Annotated in this window: 18 protein-coding genes and 2 pseudogenes; 9 read left to right on the forward strand and 11 right to left on the reverse strand. The window is 58.9% G+C overall.

Annotation, left to right across the window (positions count from 1 at the left end; genetic code table 11):
* The first annotated feature begins 129 nt into the window (after positions 1-129).
* Positions 130-900: a MipA/OmpV family protein gene (locus tag BFP95_RS18605; protein ID WP_065872535.1), complete on the forward strand. Its 771-nt coding sequence runs from the start codon at positions 130-132 to the stop codon at positions 898-900.
* Between the two features lie 122 nt (positions 901-1,022).
* Here BFP95_RS18605 and BFP95_RS18610 read toward each other — a convergent pair whose 3' ends face one another.
* The 5 genes from BFP95_RS18610 to BFP95_RS18630 form a co-directional block, all read right to left on the reverse strand.
* Entirely contained in the window at positions 1,023-1,427 is a 405-nt protein-coding gene (locus tag BFP95_RS18610) for an EamA family transporter (protein ID WP_065910520.1), read from the reverse strand.
* Positions 1,424-1,804, reverse strand: coding sequence for a transporter (locus BFP95_RS18615; protein WP_065872537.1), 381 nt, complete (start codon positions 1,802-1,804; stop codon positions 1,424-1,426). The genes BFP95_RS18610 and BFP95_RS18615 overlap by 4 nt, the downstream gene beginning before the upstream one ends.
* Positions 1,801-2,721, reverse strand: coding sequence for an arginase (locus tag BFP95_RS18620; RefSeq protein WP_065872538.1), 921 nt, complete (start codon positions 2,719-2,721; stop codon positions 1,801-1,803). Before BFP95_RS18620 ends, BFP95_RS18615 begins: the two co-directional genes overlap by 4 nt.
* A 106-nt stretch (positions 2,722-2,827) precedes the next feature.
* Positions 2,828-3,481 (reverse strand): DsbA family oxidoreductase, encoded by a 654-nt coding sequence (locus BFP95_RS18625; RefSeq protein ID WP_065872539.1) that lies wholly within the window; start codon positions 3,479-3,481, stop codon positions 2,828-2,830.
* A gap of 55 nt (positions 3,482-3,536) precedes the next feature.
* Entirely contained in the window at positions 3,537-4,556 is a 1,020-nt protein-coding gene (locus BFP95_RS18630) for an alpha/beta fold hydrolase (RefSeq protein ID WP_065872540.1), read from the reverse strand.
* 182 nt (positions 4,557-4,738) lie between these two features.
* Between BFP95_RS18630 and metR the strand changes: the two genes are divergently transcribed.
* Positions 4,739-5,656, forward strand: a complete 918-nt coding sequence (gene metR / locus BFP95_RS18635) for a transcriptional regulator MetR (protein WP_049709781.1) — start codon at positions 4,739-4,741, stop codon at positions 5,654-5,656.
* A gap of 27 nt (positions 5,657-5,683) precedes the next feature.
* On the opposite strand, the gene BFP95_RS18640 is transcribed toward metR, so the two are convergent.
* The 3 genes from BFP95_RS18640 to BFP95_RS18650 are packed head-to-tail and all read right to left on the reverse strand — an operon-like array spanning position 5,684 to position 7,919.
* Complete coding sequence (locus BFP95_RS18640) at positions 5,684-6,190, reverse strand: GNAT family N-acetyltransferase (RefSeq protein ID WP_065872541.1); 507 nt, start codon at positions 6,188-6,190, stop codon at positions 5,684-5,686.
* Entirely contained in the window at positions 6,187-6,597 is a 411-nt protein-coding gene (locus BFP95_RS18645) for an NUDIX hydrolase (protein WP_065872542.1), read from the reverse strand. The genes BFP95_RS18640 and BFP95_RS18645 overlap by 4 nt, the downstream gene beginning before the upstream one ends.
* Positions 6,594-7,919 carry an HD domain-containing phosphohydrolase gene (locus tag BFP95_RS18650; RefSeq protein ID WP_049709784.1) on the reverse strand — a complete coding sequence of 442 codons (1,326 nt, stop codon included), beginning with the start codon at positions 7,917-7,919 and terminating at the stop codon, positions 6,594-6,596. Before BFP95_RS18650 ends, BFP95_RS18645 begins: the two co-directional genes overlap by 4 nt.
* Positions 7,920-8,137: 218 nt before the next feature.
* Here BFP95_RS18650 and BFP95_RS18655 point away from each other — a divergent pair, with 218 nt between their 5' ends.
* The 5 genes and pseudogenes from BFP95_RS18655 (at position 8,138) to BFP95_RS30385 (ending at position 14,201) form a co-directional block, all read left to right on the forward strand.
* Positions 8,138-10,006 (forward strand): putative bifunctional diguanylate cyclase/phosphodiesterase, encoded by a 1,869-nt coding sequence (locus BFP95_RS18655; RefSeq protein ID WP_065910521.1) that lies wholly within the window; start codon positions 8,138-8,140, stop codon positions 10,004-10,006.
* Between the two features lie 25 nt (positions 10,007-10,031).
* Positions 10,032-11,000 (forward strand): cytochrome-c peroxidase, encoded by a 969-nt coding sequence (locus BFP95_RS18660; RefSeq protein ID WP_065872545.1) that lies wholly within the window; start codon positions 10,032-10,034, stop codon positions 10,998-11,000.
* A gap of 10 nt (positions 11,001-11,010) precedes the next feature.
* Complete coding sequence (locus BFP95_RS18665) at positions 11,011-12,825, forward strand: DAHL domain-containing protein (RefSeq protein WP_065910522.1); 1,815 nt, start codon at positions 11,011-11,013, stop codon at positions 12,823-12,825.
* A gap of 569 nt (positions 12,826-13,394) precedes the next feature.
* A pseudogene (locus BFP95_RS30380) lies at positions 13,395-13,478 on the forward strand (hypothetical protein); the annotation flags it as partial.
* Between the two features lie 345 nt (positions 13,479-13,823).
* Complete coding sequence (locus BFP95_RS30385) at positions 13,824-14,201, forward strand: sensor histidine kinase (RefSeq protein WP_371905339.1); 378 nt, start codon at positions 13,824-13,826, stop codon at positions 14,199-14,201.
* Positions 14,202-14,229: 28 nt separating this feature from the next.
* On the opposite strand, the gene BFP95_RS18675 is transcribed toward BFP95_RS30385, so the two are convergent.
* Together BFP95_RS18675 and BFP95_RS18680 are read right to left on the reverse strand one after the other, a co-directional pair.
* Positions 14,230-15,555, reverse strand: a complete 1,326-nt coding sequence (locus BFP95_RS18675) for an APC family permease (protein WP_065880110.1) — start codon at positions 15,553-15,555, stop codon at positions 14,230-14,232.
* Positions 15,556-15,772: 217 nt separating this feature from the next.
* Positions 15,773-16,588 (reverse strand): carbon-nitrogen hydrolase family protein, encoded by an 816-nt coding sequence (locus BFP95_RS18680; protein WP_065910524.1) that lies wholly within the window; start codon positions 16,586-16,588, stop codon positions 15,773-15,775.
* Positions 16,589-16,681: 93 nt separating this feature from the next.
* Between BFP95_RS18680 and BFP95_RS18685 the strand changes: the two genes are divergently transcribed.
* The gene (locus BFP95_RS18685) at positions 16,682-17,446 is read left to right on the forward strand and encodes a helix-turn-helix transcriptional regulator (protein WP_065872550.1); all 765 of its coding nucleotides are present in this window, start codon (positions 16,682-16,684) and stop codon (positions 17,444-17,446) included.
* A 28-nt stretch (positions 17,447-17,474) separates the two neighbouring features.
* Positions 17,475-18,215: pseudogene (locus BFP95_RS18690) on the forward strand (glutamate synthase-related protein); the annotation flags it as partial.
* Between the two features lie 199 nt (positions 18,216-18,414).
* Here BFP95_RS18690 and BFP95_RS18695 read toward each other — a convergent pair.
* Entirely contained in the window at positions 18,415-20,685 is a 2,271-nt protein-coding gene (locus BFP95_RS18695) for an nSTAND3 domain-containing NTPase (RefSeq protein WP_065910525.1), read from the reverse strand.
* Positions 20,686-20,794 lie beyond the last annotated feature (109 nt).

Raw genomic sequence — 20,794 nt, forward strand, 5'->3', positions numbered from 1 at the left:
TGATGTGCCGAGGCAATATGTGTCGTGCAAGCTACAATTTTTGTAGCTTGCTACAAACAAGATGAGTGCTTGCGTACGGAGGGCCCTTCGCGCGTTCATGCGTGCCTATCCAGACGAGGAAACGGCTCCATGCTCAAGGCTACTTCTGCTGTATTCGCCGGTTTACTGGGGCTGTGCGGCTTCTCCAGCACGGTCCGGGCCGATGCAATCACTGGCGAAGTGGGCGCGGGCTTCAGCTACCAGCCCCACGACCCCACCGGCAGCCGCTATGAAACACGGCCCGTGCCGTACCTGGATCTGGACTGGGGCGATGTCAGCCTGAGCACCGATGACGGCTTGACCTGGAGCGCGCTGAACACCAACGGTCTCACCGCCGGCCCCTATATCAATTACCTGCAAGGACGCACCTCCAACGGCTCGCTGCAAGGTTTGCGCAATGTATCGGACATGGCTGAGATAGGCGGCTTCATCCAGTACGCGCCCGCCGATTTCTGGCGCATCTATGCGCGGCTGGGCCAGGCCGTGGGCGGCGGGCATTCGCAAAGCGGCGCGCTGGGCAAGCTCGGCGGCGAACTCGGGTACCCACTGGGCGGCGGGATCATCGGCAGCACCGGCCTGGCGGCGAACTTCGCCGACGCGCGCCAGACCCAGACGTATTTTGGGGTAGATGCCAATGAATCCGCGGCCTCCGGGATTCGCCCGTACAACGCCAGTGGTGGTTTCCAGAACGTGACGCTGACCCAGAGTTTCGAGTTCCCGCTGGACGCAAAATGGTCGCTGCTGACCAGTGCCAGTTGGGTGCATTTGGTGGGCTCGGCGGCGGACAGCAGCATCGTCAAGCAAACCGGCGACGTGAATCAGGGCCAGGTGCAGACGGCGATCAGCTACAAATTCGATTAATTCCGTAGCAGCTGTCGAGCCCCAGCGAGGCTGCGTCAGGCGCGACTCGATCCTGAATCGGCAGCGCGTCCGACGCAGCCTCGCTGGGGCTCGACAGCTGCTACGAGAGAGTGAGAGAGACCTCAGTTCTCTTCGCCTTCCGCCAGCAAAGCAATCCCGCCAATAATCACCGCTACCCCCACCCAGTGCAGCGGGCTGATGTGTTCCCCCAGCCCCAGCCACGAACCGAGCAACACCACCACAAACACCAGTGAGCTCAGCGGGAACGCCAGGGACAGGCTGCTGCGCCGCAGGATCAGCATCCACACGAAGAACGCGCCGATGTAGCAGGCTATCGCCGCCAGAATGCCTGGGTTGCGGGCCACCTCACCCAGCCATTGCCAGTTGAAATCCATCTGCCCCAATTGATTACCGGCCACTTTGGTAAACAACTGGCCAGCGCTTTCGGTGCAGATCAACAAGGCCCACAACACCACGGTGCCGAAGCGCCCGTGCAGCCATCCGGTATTCATCGTTTGTGTATTCATGCCTGACTCCCTGCAATTGCCACCAACATCACACCCAACGTAATCACCAGCGTGCCCATCCAACGGCGGCGGCTGACGGTTTCACCCAGCACCACCTTGCCCGCCAGCACCACCCCGCAATAGGCGAGCGCCGCCGCTGGAAACAGCAGGCTCAGCGGCGCACGCGACAGGGCTTCAAGCCAGACGAAAAACTCGACGACATACGCACCGATCCCCGCCCACAGCAACGGCGCATTAAACACCTGGCCCCAGAACGCGTTCAGGCGGAAACCGCCGTCCAGCTCGGGTAAACGGTCCAGGCCGAGCTTGAAACACAGTTGGCCGATCACATCGAGCACGATGGAAAACGCCACCAGCAACACCACCGTCAACGTCACGGAAACAGCTCCTCAAACAGGTCGATCAGGGCTTCATTGGTCGCCGCATTGCGCTGCAGATCCTCTGCGCTCCAGCGCTCGGGCGGTGGCTGGTCGGACTTGGCCTCCCAGCGCTTGAACGCATTGCTGAACGCCGGTGTGGCGAACTCGCCGCACACGTCGATACCGATGATGCGTTTGCGCGCCGCCAACGCCCGCAGGGCTTGCAGCAGGTGGGTCAAGCGCATGCCGCCCTGGTCCCAGTTGGTGGCCGCGTCTTCGCTGGCCAGCACATCCTTGTCGAGGGTGATCCAGATCGCTTCGGTGGGCAGGCTGCTGATCATCTGATCGAGGAACGCGGTCCAGTCCAGCTCGGCCAGGTTGCGCCAATGCAAATGGTCTTCGCGCTGCTGATGGCCGGCGCCATCCCCCACCCGCCCCCAGACTTTCGACGGCGGATGCTGCCAGGGAAACAGCTGCAAATGCCCACGCTTGAGGGCACCGAGGTTGCCGCCACGCAGTTGTGGGTTATGCAGGTCATCGCTGCACGGGCCGAGGGTGACGATGCGTTTGATCGCCGGCATTTTCAGCGCACGGTTGACCCAGGAGCCACAGTGACGTTTGGGCGCAAAGCGCACCCAGTCGGGGTGGTTGTCGAAGTGGATCAGGCTGATGGGTTCTTTCAAGTCGGCGAGAAACGCCGGCGTCAGGTGGTGATAATCGCCGGAGCCGACAAACAGGATTTCCGGCCGCGCATCCTTAGGCCGAGGCCGCAGGGCCAGGCGTTCAGCGAAGCGCTTCCAGGTTTTTTCGGTGGACCACAGGCGCAGCTTGGGGCCCAGGTCCAGCAGGTCGATACGCGTGGCACGGCCGCTGGCCAAACGCCGGGCAATCGGCGCCTGGCCGGTGAGGCTGTGGTCGAGGTCAAGAATGTTCAAGGCAGTGTTCCCCTAGGGCTTTAGGGGGTCAATGCAAGGGACGGGCCAGCGCCTATCTTGAAGACAATGAGCAAGCCCGCTCCCACACTTTGAACTGCGCTCGACTTTAGGATTTGGCTTCGCTGATGATCTGCCGAATCGCGCCGACAAATGCCTCGGCCGGTTGGCCACCGCTGACGGCGTACTGATCGTTGAACACAATGGTCGGCACCGAGGTCACGCCACGGGAAGTCCACAGCTGTTCCTGTTCGCGGACATCGGCGGCGTATTCATCGCAAGCAAGAATCTCGGCCGCACGTTTGATATCCAGGCCAACGCTTTCGGCGATGATCGCCAGCGTCGCATGATCGGAAGGGTCCTGCCCATCGGTGAAATACGCCTTGAACAGCGCTTCCTTGAGGTTGTACTGCAAGCCTTCCAGCCCGGCCCAATGCAGCAGGCGATGGGCGTCGAAGGTGTTGTAGATACGGCTCTGACCATCGGTGCGAAAAGCAAAGCCCAACTCAGCCCCCATGTCGCGGATTCGCGCACGGTTTGCCTGGGACTCTTCGGCAGTGGAGCCGTATTTTTCGGTGATGTGCTCGACGATGTTCTGGCCCTCGGCGGGCATGTTCGGGTTCAGCTCAAACGGCTGGAAATGGATCTCGGCCTGTACTTCGGCGCCAAGCTGGTCGAGGGCTTCGGTCAGGCCGCGCAGGCCGATGATGCACCAGGGGCAGGACACGTCGCTGACGAAATCGATTTTCAGGGGAGTACTCATGGTAGGCAACCTCGCAGGCTTCAATACGCCGTAAAGGGTGCACGATACACCAATGTCACAGCAGCTTCGAAGGCGCGACCGGGTCAATCTGCGCCCAATGTGCGGCATCTTCGCGATGAGCCTGCAGGTACGGCAACACCGCTGTCAGCAGCGGCGCCTTGAACGCTTCCTGGAAACGATGGGCCATGCCGGGAATCAACTTCAACTGGCTGCCCTGGATATGCGCCGCCAGGTGCACGCCGTGCATCACCGGCAGCAACGGATCGGCGGTGCCGTGGACCACCAGCGTCGGTACACGCAGTTGGTTGAGCAACGGCACGCGGCTCGGTTCGGCGAGGATCGCCATGATCTGGCGCTTCACGCCTTCCGGGTTGAAGGCGCGGTCGTAAGACAGCGCCGCCTGGTGCAGCAACGCCTGGCGATCATCCTTCACGTTCGGGCTGCCCAGCGCCGCGAGCAAATCGGCCTGCTGCTCCAGCGCCACTTCACGATTCGGCGCACTGCGTCGCGACAACAACTGCACCAGCGCCGCATTGGGTGCCGGCAAGCCTTCGGCACCGGAGCTGGTCATGATCAGGGTCAGGCTTTCCACGCGCTGCGGCGCCATCGCCGCCAGGTGCTGGGCGATCATGCCGCCCATGCTTGCGCCCAGTACGTGAAACTGCTGGATCTGCAAGGCGTCCATCAAGCCCAGGGCGTCGTCGGCCATATCCGTCAGCGTGTAGGGTGCCGCCACCGGCAGGCCGAGCTTGTAGCGCAGTACCTCAAAGGTCAGGTTGGCGTTTACCGGCGCCTGGCGCCAGGTCGACAGGCCGACGTCACGGTTGTCGTAGCGGATCACCCGGAAACCCTGTTGACACAGGGCGACCACCACTTCGTCCGGCCAGTGGATCAACTGCCCGCCCAGGCCCATCACCAGCAACAAGGCAGGGTCGGACGCACGACCGATGCTCTGGTAAGCAATGCTCACCTGAGCCAGGTCGACCGTTTGGGTCGGGACATTGACATCACATCGAGAAGCCGCAAAAGACGGCAGGCCGAACAGTAAAGCGGCCAGTAAAAACAACACGCGCATGAAAAACACCGAAACGCAGAACCCCAGTAGAGCGCGAGTCTGATGAAGTTTGTTCAAGCGCGCTGCCACACTTCCATGACAGTTTGATGAAGAGTGCCCAGCGGTCATGGTCGACACACGTTGCAACATGAGACAAACTCACGCCATCCGCCTTCGTCACAAATTATCTTCATGGAGAGCCCGTGCTCGAAATCCGTCACCTCAAGACCCTGCACGCCCTGCGCGAGGCTGACAGCCTGGTCGAAGCCGCCGAACGCCTGCACCTGACGCAATCGGCGCTGTCCCACCAGTTCAAGGAGCTGGAAGAGCGCCTGGGCATGCAACTGTTCGTGCGCAAGACCAAGCCGCTGCGTTTCACGAGCGCCGGCCTGCGCCTGTTGCAACTGGCCGACGCCACCCTGCCCTTGCTGCGCGGCGCCGAGCGTGACATTGCGCGGTTGGCCGGCGGCACCGCCGGGCGTTTGCACATGGCGATTGAATGCCACAGCTGCTTCCAGTGGCTGATGCCGACCATCGACCAGTTCCGCGATGCCTGGCCGGAAGTCGAGCTGGACCTGGCGTCCGGTTTCGCCTTCGCGCCGCTGCCGGCCCTGGCGCGCGGCGACCTCGACCTGGTGGTGACCTCCGACCCGCTGGAACTGCCGGGCATCACCTATGTGCCGCTGTTCACCTACGAAGCCATGCTGGCGGTGGCCAACCAGCACGCGCTGGCGAACAAGGCGTACATCGTGCCGGAAGACTTGCTGACCGAAACCCTGATCACCTACCCGGTGGAGCGCGACCGGCTGGACATCTTCACCCGCTTCCTGGAACCCGCCGACGTCGAACCGGCCCAGGTGCGCACCTCGGAACTGACAGTGATGATGATGCAATTGGTCGCCAGCGGCCGTGGCGTGTGCGGCATGCCGCATTGGGCGCTGCATGAATACAGCTCGCGCGGTTACGTGAAGGCCAAGCGCCTGGGCGAGAAAGGCTTGTTTGCGACGCTGTACGCGGGGATTCGCGCGGACATGCTGGACGCGCCATATATGCGCGACTTTTTGCTGACGGCGAAGGACACGTCGTTTTCAACGCTGGATGGGGTGAGTGCTGTTCGCTGAGCGGCACTCATTAGAAAACATTGAACATCAGTGATCTTCCAGTTCGCGCCACATGTGGATCTTGTCGAAGTATTCAACGCCGACGCGCACTGCCAATGGCTCCAGGCCGTATTGGATAAAACCGCAGCGTTGGTACAAGGCAAACGCCGCGTCATTACCGGCCGTGACGGTCAGCTGGATCACCTTGAGGCGCGGCTGCTTACGCGCCTCATCCAGTGCCGCTTCAACCAACTGACGGCCCAAGCCCTTTTGCTGGTGGCCCGCGTTCACATACATGCCGAACAGCGTCACCTTGTGCCGAGCCTTCTCTCGTGGCTCGTATGCAAGGCCGACAATGCCGGCCAGCTCATCCCCTTCGTAGGCACCGAGCAGCCGGTCCAGCGGACTGCCCAAGCGTTTTTCCCACCAGCTCAACGGCATCGCGGCACGCTCCGCCACGCTGGAGGTGAATGCCTGGGGATAGGCGCCATAGGCCTCGAGCATCAATGCACGATAGGCCTCGGCGTCATGCGTCCCCAGCGTGCGAACAATCATGCGGTCAGCGATGAGCGGTAAAACGGCAGGATCAAATCGCGCGTCAAGGGTGCCAACTGCAAGCCGCCGTCACCGGCCGGGTCAATCCAGCGGACCTCTTCAATTTCGGCGGCGGGGGTCACCGCAACGTCGATCTGCACCTGGAACAACTCGGCTTCCACGGTAAAACCCGGCTCGTTGGCGGCCGGTGCGGAAAACGTGCCGAGGTAGACGGCGGCACTGGGCTCGATACGCAAGTTGAGCTCTTCGTGCAGCTCGCGGGCCAGGGCTTCGACGGGTTGCTCGCCAGCGTCAATCTTGCCCCCCGGTTGCATGAAAGCCTGGGTGCCGCGCTTGCGCACCAGCAGGGTTTGGCCGTCGCTGCCGATCAGGAGGGCGGCGGCGATGCGGATAGTAGAAGTGCTCATGAAAGGTCTGCTGTCTCTTCGGGTACTTTGATAAAAATGGCGTATTTCGCGCCTTCCATTGCCTCGAACGCAATGAGCTTGTCCACCAGCGGCAGGTTCAGCACCTTGCCGGCATTGAGCAGGAGCATGCCGTTATCGGCATTGAGGTTACGCGCCAGGACCATACCGTCAGCCAGCTCACGGGTGGTCAGGACCTTGACGGTGGGATCACCCAGCGTCACATCACTGAGGAACTTGGCACAAGCCTGCACGAAAGCCTCGACCAGGCTCGGATCGTAGAGGCGCCCGGCATACTTTTGGATATAGAGCAGCGCTTCATCACTGTTCATCTGTCGCTCAAGGATCAGCCCTTTCTGCAACTCGATGAAATCCACCGCCAGTTTCAGCAAGCGTGAACCAAACGGGATCGCATCCTCCTTGAGGTGATCGGGGAAACCACTGCCGTCGTAGCGCTCCTGATGATGACGAATGATCCGCGCCGCATCCTTCATCGGCTCCAGCGTCATCAACAGCGACTCGCTCTGCGTCGGATAGGCGCGGTACAGATCGCGGTCGGTGCTGTGCAGTTTATCGGCCGGGGCAGTCATCATGCTGTCGGTCCAGCTCAGTTTGCCGATGTTATAGAGCGCGGCGGCCATGGTGAGGTCGCGTGTGCTGACCTCGTCGATGGCCTGCGAGGCGCAATACACACGGATCAGCTCGATCAACTGGCGGTTGGTCTGCTTGTCCTTGGGCAAGCGCAGGTTGGCCAGCAGCGAAAACACTTCGGTGCCCGTCACGTAGCTGCGCTTGAGTTCTTCGTAAGCCAGGTCGAGCATGTCCGCGGTCTGCTGCAGCTCGCCGGTACGCGACTCCACGCGTTTTTCCAAGGTCGCATTGAGCGCCTTGAGCTGCTCGTTCTGCACCAGGGTCAAGCGTTCAAGCCGCTGATGTTCCAGGGCCTGCTGCAGGATCAGCTTCAGTTCATCGTCATTCCAGGGTTTGCCGATATAACGGTGGATCTGCCCTTCGTTGATCGCCTTGATGATTGTCGGCAGGTCAGCGTAACCGGTCAGCAGGATACGACTGGTGGTGGGATACAAGCGATGGACTTCAGCCAGCAACTGCGCGCCGTCCATACCTGGCATGCGCGCGTCGCTCATGATCAGGTCGATGGGTTGGGCCGCCATTATTTCCAGAGCCTGGGCCCCGCTGCCGGCAAGCACCACATTAAAGGGCTGGCCGCGCAACAGGCGACGCAAGCTGTTGAGGATCGACTCTTCATCGTCGACCAGCAAAATGGTGGGTTGTGCGGTGGAGAGCGTAGCGAATTGTTCATCCATGCCTGCTGCGCCTTCGAATCAAATTGAATTGAGCTAAATTGAACCCGTGTGCCGAGCCGTCTTCCCTCGCTTGGCACGCGGGCTTGATTTGACGCCAAGTAGCCGTCGATATCAAGGGAGTTCGACTATGCTGTCAGAGCAGGCAGACGCCCCGCTCACGATGCACCCAGGGAAGGAACCGTCATGCCGTCGAATCACTTGCAGTTGTGGTGCGCACAATGACCCCGGATTCCGTACGGGCCAACCGGCGCATTCTGATCGTCGATGACACCGCCTCGATCCATCAGGACTTTCGCAAGATCCTCTGTGCCGAAGGCGAACCCTCCCTGGAAAACCTCGAGGAGGCCCTGTTCGGGACACCGACCAAAGTGCGTCAGGCGTTCGAGCTCGACTCGGCCTATCAGGGTCAGGAGGCCCTGGCCCTGGTGAACAAGGCCCTGGCCGCCAACGCGCCCTATGCCATGGCCTTCATTGACATGCGCATGCCACCTGGCTGGGATGGCTTGCAGATCATCGAACACCTCTGGAACGTCGATCCCCACCTGCAGATCGCCCTGTGCACCGCCTACTCCGATTACTCCTTCGAGGCCATCGAAGCGCGTTTAAAGTACAACGACCAGTTGCTGATCCTGAAAAAGCCCTTCGATCACCTGGAAATCCGCCAGATGGCCAGCGCCCTGACCTGGAAATGGCAACTCGCCCAGGACATTGCGCTGAAAGTGATCAGCCTGGAACGCACCGTCGAAGAACGCGTGCAGGAGCTGCTCAAAGTCTCGCACCTGCTGCACTACGATGCCCTGACCGAACTGCCCAACAGCACGTTGTTAGGCGACCGGCTGACCCAGGCAATTGCCCTTGGCCGGCGGCATGACACGCAAATGGCGGTGATGTTTATCGGCCTGGACCGCTTCAAGCGCATCAATAACGCCCTGGGCTACCCCGTGGGCGATGAGGTGCTGCAGCAGGTCAGCCAAAGCCTGGTGGCGGCGGTGCGAAGTTCGGATTCGGTGTTTCGCTACGGTTCCGACGAGTTCGTGGTCCTGCTCAACGACATCTTGCATCCCCAGCAAACCCAGCACGTTGCGCAAAAGATCCTCAAGGCCATCCGCGCCACCCGTCACGTCGCCGGGCATGACCTGAGCATCACCGCCAGCCTGGGTATCAGCATTTGCCCCAATGACAGCGGCACAGCGGTGGAGTTGATCAAACAGGCCGAAACCGCCATGCACGCCAGCAAAGAGCGCGGCCCGGACGATTTCAGTTTTTATACCGAAGACATGAACCTGCACGCCCAACACCGGCAAAACCTGGAAAGCGCGATTCGCCATGCCCTGGAATGCAACGAATTTGCCCTGCACTACCAGCCGAAGCTGGATCTGAAATCCGGGCAGATCGTGGGGGCGGAAGCGCTGCTTCGCTGGTTTCAACCGCGTTCGGGTTGGATCAGCCCGGCTGACTTCATTCCGGTGGCCGAAGACACTGGATTGATCGTGCAGTTGACCCAGTGGGTAGTGCGCCAGGCCTGTGAACAGGCACAAACCTGGCGTGACATGGGCCTGCCCACGCTACGCATCTCCGTGAATATCTCAGCCATCGATTTCCGCCAGCGGGACTTCGTCGACAATCTCGCCGCGATCCTCGAGCAGACACACCTGCCGCCGGCCCTGTTGGAGCTGGAGATCACTGAAAGCGTGCTGATGCAGAATGTCGACGACACGGTCGATATCCTGAACAGGATCAAAGCCATGGGCGTGCGCCTGGCCCTGGATGATTTCGGCACGGGTTACTCCAGCCTGAGCTACCTGCGACGGTTTCCCATCGACGTGCTGAAAATCGACCAATCGTTCATTCATGGCCTGAAGGTAAATAGCCAGGACGAACAACTGATCAGCGCTATTATCGGCATGGGCAAAAGCCTGGGCTTGACTATCATCGCCGAGGGCGTAGAAACCCTCGAGCAATTGAACTTCCTGCAACACCAGCTGTGCGAGGAAGGCCAAGGCTATCTGTTCAGTAAAGCGGTGCCCTCAGAGGACTTCGCCCAGTTACTGCAGAAGGGCTGCGCGACACTGATGCCCGATCAATAGCCCTACGCCTGCAAGGAGTGCTCGCTTGAACGACGTTTCAACCTGCCGTACCAGCCTCTTCCTCACGCTGTGGCTGGGCCTGGGTGCGCCATTGATGGCCGCGCCGTTGGAAGAGGCCCTGAAACCGTTGCCCGCGGTCCCTGCATTGGACCCGGCCAAGGTTGAACTGGGCCGCCAACTGTTCAACGAGCCGCGATTGTCGGCCAATAACACGCTGTCCTGCGCCAGTTGCCATCACTTGGCATCGGGAGGCGCCGACGACAAACCCTTCTCCATTGGCTTCGACGGCAAGCCGGTAGAACTCAACACGCCGTCGGTGTTCAACGCCAGCCTCAATTTCAAGCAGTTCTGGAATGGCCGCGTCGACACGTTGGAAGCACAGGTCGAACACGTGGTGATCAGCCCGGTGGAAATGGGCAGCGACTGGAAAACCGTAGTGCAGAACCTCGCTGCCATGCCCACGTACCAGGCGGCATTCAAGCAGGCCTACCCGGACGGTGTCACCGCCGCTAACGTACAAGATGCCCTGGCCACCTATGAGCGAACGCTGCTGACCCTTAACTCACGGTTTGACCAATATCTCCTGGGCAATACCGAAATCCTCACGATCCAGGAAAAGTACGGCTATCAGCGCTTCAAGGAGTACGGCTGTATCGCGTGCCATCAGGGCATCAACATCGGCGGCAACATGTTCCAGAAGTTCGGTGTGATGGGCGACTACTTCAAGGCGCGCGGCAATCCGGTCGAATCGGACCTGGGGCGCTACCTGCTGACCCAGGACGAAGAAGACCTCCACGTGTTCAAAGTGCCCAGCTTGCGTAACGTCGCGGTCACGGCGCCCTACTTTCACGACGCCTCCGCCAAGACACTGCAAGAGGCGGTCGACGTGATGTTCAAGTACCAACTGGGGCGCACCCCGTCCCAGGAAGACAAGGACCTGATTGTCCAGTTTCTCAAGACCCTGACCGGCGAATGGTCAGGCAAGCCTTTATGAGCATACCGTCATGACCCTGTCCCGCCGCCTCGCCAGCCAAGTGTTGCTTAGCCTGATGACGCTGCTGTTGGCGTCCACCCTGGTGTTTCTGTACCTCAAGTCTTCCCGTGACCAGACCGCCACCTACACACACTCACGGGACCTGATCCGCCAACTCCAGCAACTCAATGCCCAATGGGACAGTGAAGTGTTGAAGGCCAGGATCGCCATCACCCACAACTATGATCCGCTGGTGGCCCCCCTGCGGGAAATGACGCGGTTATGGGTAGACCTGGAAAACGGCGACGCCTACCACGACCCTGCTGACCTGCAACGTTGGCAAGCCAGCCGGGATGCTTATCAGGCCGCGATCAAGGAAAAAGCGCGGTTGGTGGACCAGTTCAAATCCCACAATGCGGTGCTGCGCAACTCATTGGCTTTTTTACCAACCGCTGAGGACGACATTCAGGCTCAGTTCAACCGCTTTAATGATGAAGACCGGCTGCAACTGCAAGGCGTAGCTACCGACACTTACGACTTGCTACTCAGCAGCCTGGAGTTCGCTCAGGTCACCAGCGACGAGCTCGCGGCCGATATCCTAGTGGGCCTGGGCAAACTGGCGATCAACAAGGAGCGATTGCCCAGTGATTTCCAGGCGCCGGTTGAGATCCTCAGTAATCACATTTCGCTGATCCTGCGCGAACAGCCGGTGGTCAACGGTTTGCTCGAACGAATCGCCGCAGTCCCGGTGGCCGAACGCCTGGACGAGCTGACCACGCATCTCAATCAGGACCAGCAAGCCTCTGACCTCATCGACCATCAATACCATCGCTACCTGCTGATTTTCTCGACCTTATTGGTGGCGCTTTTACTGTACCTGGCGGTGCGCCTGCTGCGCAGTTTCGCCGAAATCAACCGAGTCAACCGCGCGCTGCACGCGGCGAACGAGACCCTGGAACAACGCGTGGAGCGGCGCACCCAACAACTCAAGGATGCCCAGAGTGAACTGCTCGACAGCGCGCGACAGGCCGGCATGGCGGAAATCGCCACCAACGTGCTGCACAACGTGGGCAACGTGCTCAACAGCGTGAATATCTCCGCCGACCTGGTCACTCGAAAGCTGCGCAGCAGCAAAGCATTGGGCCTGGGCAAAGCCATGCAGTTGATCAACGAGCGCCAGGGTGACCTGGGTACCTTCTTCACCGAGGATGAAAAGGGCAAGCTGCTGCCCGGTTACCTGAACCAACTGGTGGACGCCATTGCGCAGGAACAACAAGGCATGGCGGATGAACTGGCGCAGTTGAGTAAAAGCGTCGACCACATCAAAGACATCGTCTCCACCCAACAATCCTATGCCGGTGCGTCTGCGGTTCGCGAACCGGTGCATATCAGCGCCCTGATGGAAGATGCCTTGCGCATGAACGCAGGGGCGCTGAATCGGCACAACGTCACGGTGGTCAAGCATTACGCGCAACTGCCGGAAATCCTAGCGGACAAACACCGGTTGCTGCTGATCATGGTCAACCTGATCAGCAATGCGAAGTACGCCATGTCCACCCTCTCCGACCGGCCGCGGCAAATGACCCTCACGGTGCAGTCGCTGAATGACGACACCTTGCAGATCAGCGTGAAGGATGAGGGCGAAGGCATACCGGCAGAAAACATGACACGAATCTTCACTCACGGTTTCACCACTCGCAAGGAAGGCCATGGCTTTGGCCTGCACAGCTGCGCCCTGGCCGCCGTGGAAATGAATGGCCAGCTCAGCGCACACAGCGACGGGCCGGGCCTGGGCGCGGTGTTTACCTTGACCATCCCTCTCACCCTTGTCGGAAGCCCCGCATGAACCAACCTCCCAACCGGCGCATCCTGCTGATCGACGACACGCCGTCGATTCATGACGATTTCCGCAAGATCCTGGTGCCGACCGTTGAATCGAACCCGCTGCTGGATGACATGGAATCGGCGCTGTTCGGCGACACGGCCAAAGCCCAGGCCCAGGTTTTCGAGCTGCACTCGGCGTATGGCGGGGAAGAAGGCCTTGGCTTGCTGACCACGGCCATGGCGGAAAAACGCCCCTACGCACTGGCCTTTGTCGACATGCGTATGCCCCAAGGCTGGGATGGCGCCAGGACCATCGAAGCGTTGTGGAAAATCGCCCCAGACCTGCAAGTCGTGGTGTGCACCGCTTATTCGGACTACTCCTGGGAAGACCTGCTGGAACGCCTGCACGCCCATGAACGCTTGCTGATTCTGAAAAAACCCTTCGACAACATCGAAGTCCAGCAGATGGCCAACACCCTGGCGAATAAATGGGACATGGCCCGTCGCGCCTCGCTGCAGACCACCCACTTGGAACATTTGGTGGAGCAACGCACCCAGGCGCTGCAACTGGAAATCGACGAGCGCAAGCACCTGGAAAGCCAACTGGTGCAGTCCGAAAAACTCGCGTCGCTGGGGCAGCTTGCGGCGGGTGTCGCCCATGAAATCAACAACCCGGTGGGCTTTATCTCCTCCAACCTCAGCACCCTGGACGGCTACTTCAACCAGCTGCAACAGATACTGGATGCCTATCAACGCGCCGAAACGCTGATTGCGGCGCCGGAACAGCGCGATCAGCTCAAGGCACTGCGAACCGACCTTGAGCTGGAGTTTCTCAAGGAGGACATTCCGATCCTGATCAAAGAGTCCAAGGAAGGCATCGGCCGCGTGGTGCAGATCGTCAAAGACCTGAAAAACTTCTCACGGGTGGACAATGACCAGACCTGGCAGTTTGCGAACCTGCAACAGGGCATCGATTCAACGCTGAACATCGTCGCCAGCGAACTCAAGTACAAAGCCGACGTGGTCAAAAACTACGGCGCATTGCCCGAGATCGAATGCCTGGCATCGCAGCTCAATCAGGTGGTGATGAACCTGGTGATCAATGCCGCGCAAGCCATGGGACCGGAGCGCGGCACCATTACCATCAGCAATGGCGTGGAAGGCGATAACATCTGGCTGGAGGTGGCGGACAACGGCTGCGGGATTGCCCCCGACGCCGTGCAGAAGATTTTCGACCCGTTCTTCACCACCAAACCCGTAGGCGAAGGGACGGGACTAGGGCTGTCGCTCTCCTACGGTATCGTCAAGAAACACCATGGCGATATTTCCGTCAGCAGCGAACTCGGCAAAGGCACCAAATTCCGCGTGGTATTGCCGATTCGGCAGACGGCGGCGTAAGGCACGCCGCCGAACAAGCCGCAAAGCTCTACGCCGCTTCCTGGAAATCCATCTCCGGCGGCTGTTGCGAGAAACCACGGGTGAGCACGCCCAGGTAAACCACCCCGATCGCCAACCACGCCAAGCCCAGGTAAATCGCCAGGTGATCGAGGCTGACCATCAGCCATAAATCCGCCAGCAGGCCGATGGCCGGGAATACCAGGAACAGGATCAGCTCACGCACACCCCGCTGCTTGGCGCCGATCCAGTAATGGAAGATCACCGACAGGTTCACCAGACTGAACGCCAGGAAGGCGCCGAAGTTGATAAACGATGTGGACGTGGTCACGTCCAGCTTCAACGCCAGCAGCGCCACCACCGCGCACAACAGGATGCTGTTGACCGGCGTACCAAAGCGCGCATGCAGGGTGCCAAAGAACGATTTGGGCAACACGCCATCGCGGCCCATCGCAAACAACAAGCGCGAACCACTGGCCTGGGCCGACAGCCCCGAGGCGAACTGGCCGACGATCAGGCCGATCAGGAAGATCGACACAAACAGGTCGCCACCGATGTTGCGCGCGATTTCATACGCCGCCGAATCCACATTGGCGAATTCGAAAGACGGGTGCGCGATCTGCACAAAGTAGGACACCGCCACGAAAATCAGCCCGCCTATCAAGGTGATCAACATGATCGCCCGTGGGATGGTGCGGCGCGGGTCGCGGGTTTCTTCGGTGAGGGTGCTGACCGCGTCAAAGCCCAGGAATGAATAGCAAGCGATGGCCGCGCCGCTCATGATCAGCGGCAGTTGCATCTGGCCGTTGAAGAACGGGGCGGTCGTCCATAAAGGCTTGCTCGCATCACCCCCGATGTAGTGGATGCACAGCGCCACAAACGCAATCAACACCAGGAACTGCACCAGCATCAGCAAGGCATTGATGCCGTTCGCCAGCTTGAGGCCGACGATATTGATGGCGCTGGTGATGCCAATAAACGCCAACACCCAGATCCACTGCGGCACCGCCGGGAACGCTGAATTGAGGTACGCCGCACCGATCAGCCAGATGGCCATGGGCAGGAACAGGTAGTCGAGCAGCACCGCCCAGCCGGCGATAAAACCCAGTTTCGGGCTGATGGCTTTGCGCACGTAGCTGTAGGCGGAACCGGCGACCGGAAACGCCGAGGCCATGCGCCCATAACTCATGGCGGTGAAGAACATCGCCACCAGCGCCGCCAGATAAGCAGCGGGGACCATGCCCGCAGTGGATTGCGCCAGGATACCGAAGGTGCCGAGCACAATGATCGGCGTCATATAGGCGATGCCGAACAGCACCACCGACCCTAATGACAGGGTGCGTTGCAAATGAGCCATGAGCGATTCTCCGCGAAATTATTAGATTTATGGCAGAACTGAAGTCGGTGAAGCAGGTGTCATTTTTCTTATGTTGATGGGTAGTGAGCGGGCTTGCCCCGCGCTGGGTGGCGAAGCCGCCCCAAACCCAGGCAACTCAGTTTCGACTGGAGATACTCGGTGACTGAGATGGGGCGGCTTCGCCACCCAGCGCGGGGCAAGCCCGCTCACTACAGGCCTAAGGAATCAGCAGTTCGCGCGTGCCGTCATTGTGCTCGATCACCTCACCCGGCAATTTCAAGCGCTGGTCATCCAGGTAGCGGTAGTCCTTGCGCGCCGCTGCCAATTGGTCGAGATCCAGCTCGACCGTGAATTGCCCTTCGTCACGCCCGGCTTCAAACAGCAAGGTACCAAACGGGTCCACCAGCGCACTGCCACCGGCAAACAACAATCCGCCGTCCCCCTCTTGCACTCGGTTGACCATCAGCGCAAACGCCTGGTTTTCCTGGGCGCGCGCCATGATCGCGGTGCGGTGCGTGGGGCCGTATGGGTCCATGTTGCCGTTGGTGACGATCAGCAACTCGGCGCCCAGTTGCGCGTTGGCTCGGGCGGTTTCCGGGAACTCAATGTCGTAGCAGATCAACAGACCGACGCGCACGCCGTTCCAGAGGCAAGTGGCGTAGCGATCGCCTGGGGTGAAGACACCGCGATCCGAGGCCCACAGATGGGTCTTGCGATAACGCAGGGCGATGCCTTCGGGGGTGATCAGCAAGGTGGTGTTATAGAATTGCCCGCCGTCGCTTTCGGCCATGCCGATCACCACGGCGACATTGCGCGCGCGCGCGGCCTGGATCACAGCCTGCACGGTAGGCCCGTCCAGCGGTTCAGCGATGTCGGCGACGGTCTCGGCGCTGGGGAAGCCCATCAGGTGGGTTTCCGGGAAGACGATCAGTTGCGTATCCGCAGCCGCTGCAGCGATCGCCGCCAAGGCCCGCTCAAGGTTGTAAGCTGTACCGTTATCACGGCCCGCCAACTGGGCAAATTCGACCTTCATGGGTATTCCTTGTTCTGTGTACGTGCCGCAGTATGCGCAGGCGCAACCGGCCAGGGAATCACGCGGCGGGGGTAACCCGATAGGGGTAGATCAATGACCATGTCGTTGCAGGACATCGCCTGGCACCGTTCGGTGGGGCAAATGATAGACGCCTTGGACCAGCCCAATTTCTGGACACAGCTTGTCCGGCTGCTGGACCAATACGTGCCGTTCGACAGTTGGGTCGTATTGCTGTTCAGCAGCGAACACCGCCCGCTGGTATTCGCTGAATGCCCAGGCGCCGATGGCACGCCGGATCATTTGTTCCAGGACTACCTCAACGGCCTGTACCTGCTCGACCCCTTCTACATCGCCAGCCGCGAACACTCGCGCACCGGGCTGTTGCGCCTGGCCGAAGTGGCGCCGGAGCACTTCGAGCTCACCGAGTACTACCAGCGCTACTTCCGCCTGAACGTGGTGGCTGATGAAATCCAATTTAATTGCCAGCAGCCGGATGGGCGTACCCTGTGCCTGTCACTGGGCTCCAGGCAGCGCTTTGACCCGGCGCAGATTGCCCTGCTGTCGTTGATCCAGCCCTGGGTGCTGGGCCTTCTGCGCCAGCGCCTGCCCTTTGAACTGCACCAGGTCAGCGCCCCGCAGCCGCCGATCCAGAATGATGAGTGGGGCGCGCAACTCACCGCCCGCGAGCTGGATGTGGGCCGCTTGATGCTCAGCGGTTGCTCCAGCAAAGAAATCGCTCGTAAGCTGGAAATCTCTGTTGAAACCGTGAAAGTCCATAAGAAACACATGTACAGCAAGCTGGGGATCAAATCCCAGTCAGAGCTGTTCTCGATCTTTCTACAGGCGCAAAACGCCTAGCCGATGAGTCCGAACCCAGGAAACCCGTATGAGCCTGTCGCTACTGAGTCGTTACGCTTTCTTTGCCGTGTGCGTCATTTTCACCCTCGCCAGCCTCCCCTTTATCGAACATGAATGGCTGTGGCCGATCACGGTGGTCACTGGCGTGTTGAGCCTGATCGGTATTTTCGACCTGCTGCAAAGCCCCCACGCCGTGCGCCGCAACTACCCGATCCTGGGCAATATCCGTTACCTGGTGGAAGCCATCCGCCCGGAAATCCGCCAGTACCTGCTGGAGTCCGACAGCGACGCCCTGCCCTTCTCCCGGGCCCAGCGTTCATTGGTGTATTCGCGCGCCAAGAATGAATCTGCCGACAAACCCTTCGGCACCTTGATCGACGTGTACCAGTCAGGCTTCGAATTCATCGGCCACTCCATGCGCCCCGCACCGCTCAGCGACCCCAGCGCCTTCCGTGTAATGGTTGGCGGCCCGCAGTGCACGCAACCGTATTCGGCGTCGGTATTCAATATCTCGGCAATGAGCTTTGGCTCGTTGAGTGCCAACGCAATTCGCGCGTTGAACCAAGGCGCCAAGCTGGGCAACTTCGCCCATGACACCGGCGAAGGCAGCATCAGCCCCTACCACCGCGAGAACGGCGGCGACCTGACCTGGGAATTGGGCAGCGGCTACTTCGGCTGCCGCACCAGCGACGGCCGTTTCGACCCGGAACGTTTCGCCGTGCAGGCGCAGAACCCGCAAGTGCGCATGATCGAAATCAAGATGAGTCAAAAGTTATATGGATGAGATGTTGACCTAGGTGATAAAAGCAAAAACCTATCGCATCCATTTGATTCGTAACGTAAATATTTAAAAGCCACGTAGCAACACAGATCAACACTACCCAACTCTTATCACTTAAAGCGTTGACGTGATGGAGTCACCTGCCTTACGGAATGAGGGCCGTCATGAATATTTCAGATACATAGAATCACCCATCTATGTCATCAAAAATGCTGCGTTCGTGGCAATGGGTCAGAGAAGGCATTAAGTTTCCACTGCGGCGTAAGGGCTCACTGCGATCATGCCCACCAGTCACTTCAAAAACCCAATCGTCGAGACTGGTTTGTTGATCGCTAATGATCGCTTGAATCCCAGGCCAATCAGCGTGAGTGGCAAGAATTAACTCCAGATCCTCAGATAGGCCGGCGGCTTGGCTTTCAGGGTTACAGTCGTAGTCATATTTGGATATTAGAGAACGCTGAACACTATCAAGGATCGATTCTAGATCGGCTTGAACGCGGGCCAAGAACTCAGTGAGTTCATCTGGACGGAAGAACTGGTGCATCTCGGTATCATGGATTGCTGAAAGATCATCCCCCGATAACGCCTCCTCCACCATATTCGACACCACTACTGCCCTGCATTCTTCTGGCAGCAAACCTTCTCTCAAGAGACGGCGAGCTAGGGCGAACGAGCTGCCTATCCAGCTTCTAGAGAGCGCGCGAACCACCCGCCCTAAAGCTTCGGCATCGTGATGAAAATACTTGATCAGAAACTCTCGATTACAGCGCAGTGTTAGGAAGCTGAAGAAACGTTCGTTTCTCAGATATGAAGGCATCGCTGTATTTCGGACCGAGATGAATTCGAAGACCCGCCTCGCAATGTTGTCAAAAAGAGAGGGGGGGATAACGGTAGCATTTGTGACACCCACGTCGCCGCAGGACACCAAGTCCATCAAGCGCTCAATTGATGTGCCCTCGACGAAGATGCTGAGGTGTTCGGGACTTTGAGCCAGGTTCAGAGCGAGCGCGTCACCAATTGTGGGATGCTTAAAACGCCAAATTCTGGCGACGTCTGTATCTACCAGTTGAACGAAACTTCCATTCAAATGCTCCAGAGCCGACAAGCATTTTGACTCTGAGCTTCCTAGACGATGGATCGCCCGGTCCTCTTCATTCGTTAGGGATACAGGACTCTCCAGCGCCCCCTCTTTCATGTAAATCAGCGCCAAGGCAGCGCGACTGTCTGTGTCCATGCTAGCTAAGGTATCTACGAGAATTTGTTGCTGTTTAACGACGAAATCGCCGATGCTTTTCTCTGTGTATAAAAGCCCTTTAGTGAAGCCTCGTGTACCCAAGCGTCTGGCTGTTTCAGGGATGAATCTTTCATTTAGCGCTACGGCGGATAGGAAAGGCTTCAACTTTCGTAGCACCGTCTGATCCTGATCTCCAAGTTTTAGGTGATTGTAAAGAATCTGTTCTTTCTCACTCAGAGACAGTTTTTTCACGTCAATGACAACTTGGCTCTCGTCGAACAACGGAAAGGAGGTTCTTTTAAGTTCGCGTCTTGCCTGGTTGTAAATGTAGTCCCTACTCGTCAAGACCACCCGATGGCCACGCTTAATCATCGTAGATACCGCATCGAGAATACGGTTCCAGCCCATCACCAGATGTGATTCGTACTGAGTGACACCGAAAGCGTCATCTACCCAGATAAGCCTCGAAGATTCCTCTGTACTCCAGTGTGCGTTGACCTCCTGAGGGGTCACAAGCTTGAATACCTCACTCTTCCATTCATCCACTGCACACATGGCCAAAAGAGATGCAATGGTTGTCTTGCCGGCGGCCGGCTCTCCGACAAGCAATACAAAGCCGCGAGTCTGAAGCGCGCGTAACGCATGACGATAGGTATCCGTAACAACGGTCTTGGCGAGATCAGGTTTTAGCTCGCTGAGCAGCGCTTGAGTCTGCTTGTATCGTCGTTCGTCTATGATCTGGCTGAGGTCACCAAGACCATACAGTCGGGGCACGTTCATGCGAAGACTGCTGTGGCTCTCTATTTTTTCGCAGATCCACGTCGCGCCTAGGATCAGTACGTCTTTGATACCTACAGCTCTGAATGCTTCTTCGATCTTTGCGCTGCTTGCGCCAGTAATACCCGCATTAGTAACGAGTAAATAGACATCGCATTGACCCTTTTCGACTAGCTTTTGAGCCTTGGTCAACTCATCGGCAATGTCAGAACGTGTGAGCTTGTATTCACGCCTAGCCGTAAATTTACATTGAATTACGAACTTACCGGCAAAGGTCAGGCCTTCTTTTGGCGTCCATGTACCTTGAAACGCTCCATCCCGACCGGCGTCATTACCGTCTAGAAATATCTCGACGGTTTGACCTAGTACAGTGGTGATGACGGCATTACATAGCTGCTGAAAGCCATGCCAACCCAACTGGTGCAGATCGTATTTGCTAGCGCTCATGCTCAATGCCAATTCCGCGATTGATTACAAAAATAGCCTAGAAATGGCTTGTTCAAATGAGAATTTTTACAGATCGTACACTTGAACAGGGGATAAAATCTGGATGTTG

This window comes from Pseudomonas sp. 58 R 12, assembly GCF_900005865.1.
In the GTDB taxonomy this organism is placed as follows: domain Bacteria; phylum Pseudomonadota; class Gammaproteobacteria; order Pseudomonadales; family Pseudomonadaceae; genus Aquipseudomonas; species Aquipseudomonas tritici.

Bases quoted from the DNA above. Each gene is read 5' to 3' on its own strand.
- BFP95_RS18675 (WP_065880110.1), bottom strand. From the start codon at position 15,555: ATGGCTCATTTGCAACGCACCCTGTCATTAGGGTCGGTGGTGCTGTTC.
- BFP95_RS18665 (WP_065910522.1), top strand. From the start codon at position 11,011: ATGACCCTGTCCCGCCGCCTCGCCAGCCAAGTGTTGCTTAGCCTGATG.
- BFP95_RS18645 (WP_065872542.1), bottom strand. From the start codon at position 6,597: ATGAGCACTTCTACTATCCGCATCGCCGCCGCCCTCCTGATCGGCAGC.
- BFP95_RS18650 (WP_049709784.1), bottom strand. From the start codon at position 7,919: ATGGATGAACAATTCGCTACGCTCTCCACCGCACAACCCACCATTTTG.
- BFP95_RS18695 (WP_065910525.1), bottom strand. From the start codon at position 20,685: ATGAGCGCTAGCAAATACGATCTGCACCAGTTGGGTTGGCATGGCTTT.
- BFP95_RS18630 (WP_065872540.1), bottom strand. From the start codon at position 4,556: ATGCGCGTGTTGTTTTTACTGGCCGCTTTACTGTTCGGCCTGCCGTCT.
- BFP95_RS18655 (WP_065910521.1), top strand. From the start codon at position 8,138: ATGACCCCGGATTCCGTACGGGCCAACCGGCGCATTCTGATCGTCGAT.
- BFP95_RS18605 (WP_065872535.1), top strand. From the start codon at position 130: ATGCTCAAGGCTACTTCTGCTGTATTCGCCGGTTTACTGGGGCTGTGC.
- BFP95_RS18685 (WP_065872550.1), top strand. From the start codon at position 16,682: ATGACCATGTCGTTGCAGGACATCGCCTGGCACCGTTCGGTGGGGCAA.
- BFP95_RS18625 (WP_065872539.1), bottom strand. From the start codon at position 3,481: ATGAGTACTCCCCTGAAAATCGATTTCGTCAGCGACGTGTCCTGCCCC.
- BFP95_RS18680 (WP_065910524.1), bottom strand. From the start codon at position 16,588: ATGAAGGTCGAATTTGCCCAGTTGGCGGGCCGTGATAACGGTACAGCT.
- BFP95_RS18640 (WP_065872541.1), bottom strand. From the start codon at position 6,190: ATGATTGTTCGCACGCTGGGGACGCATGACGCCGAGGCCTATCGTGCA.
- BFP95_RS18610 (WP_065910520.1), bottom strand. From the start codon at position 1,427: ATGAATACACAAACGATGAATACCGGATGGCTGCACGGGCGCTTCGGC.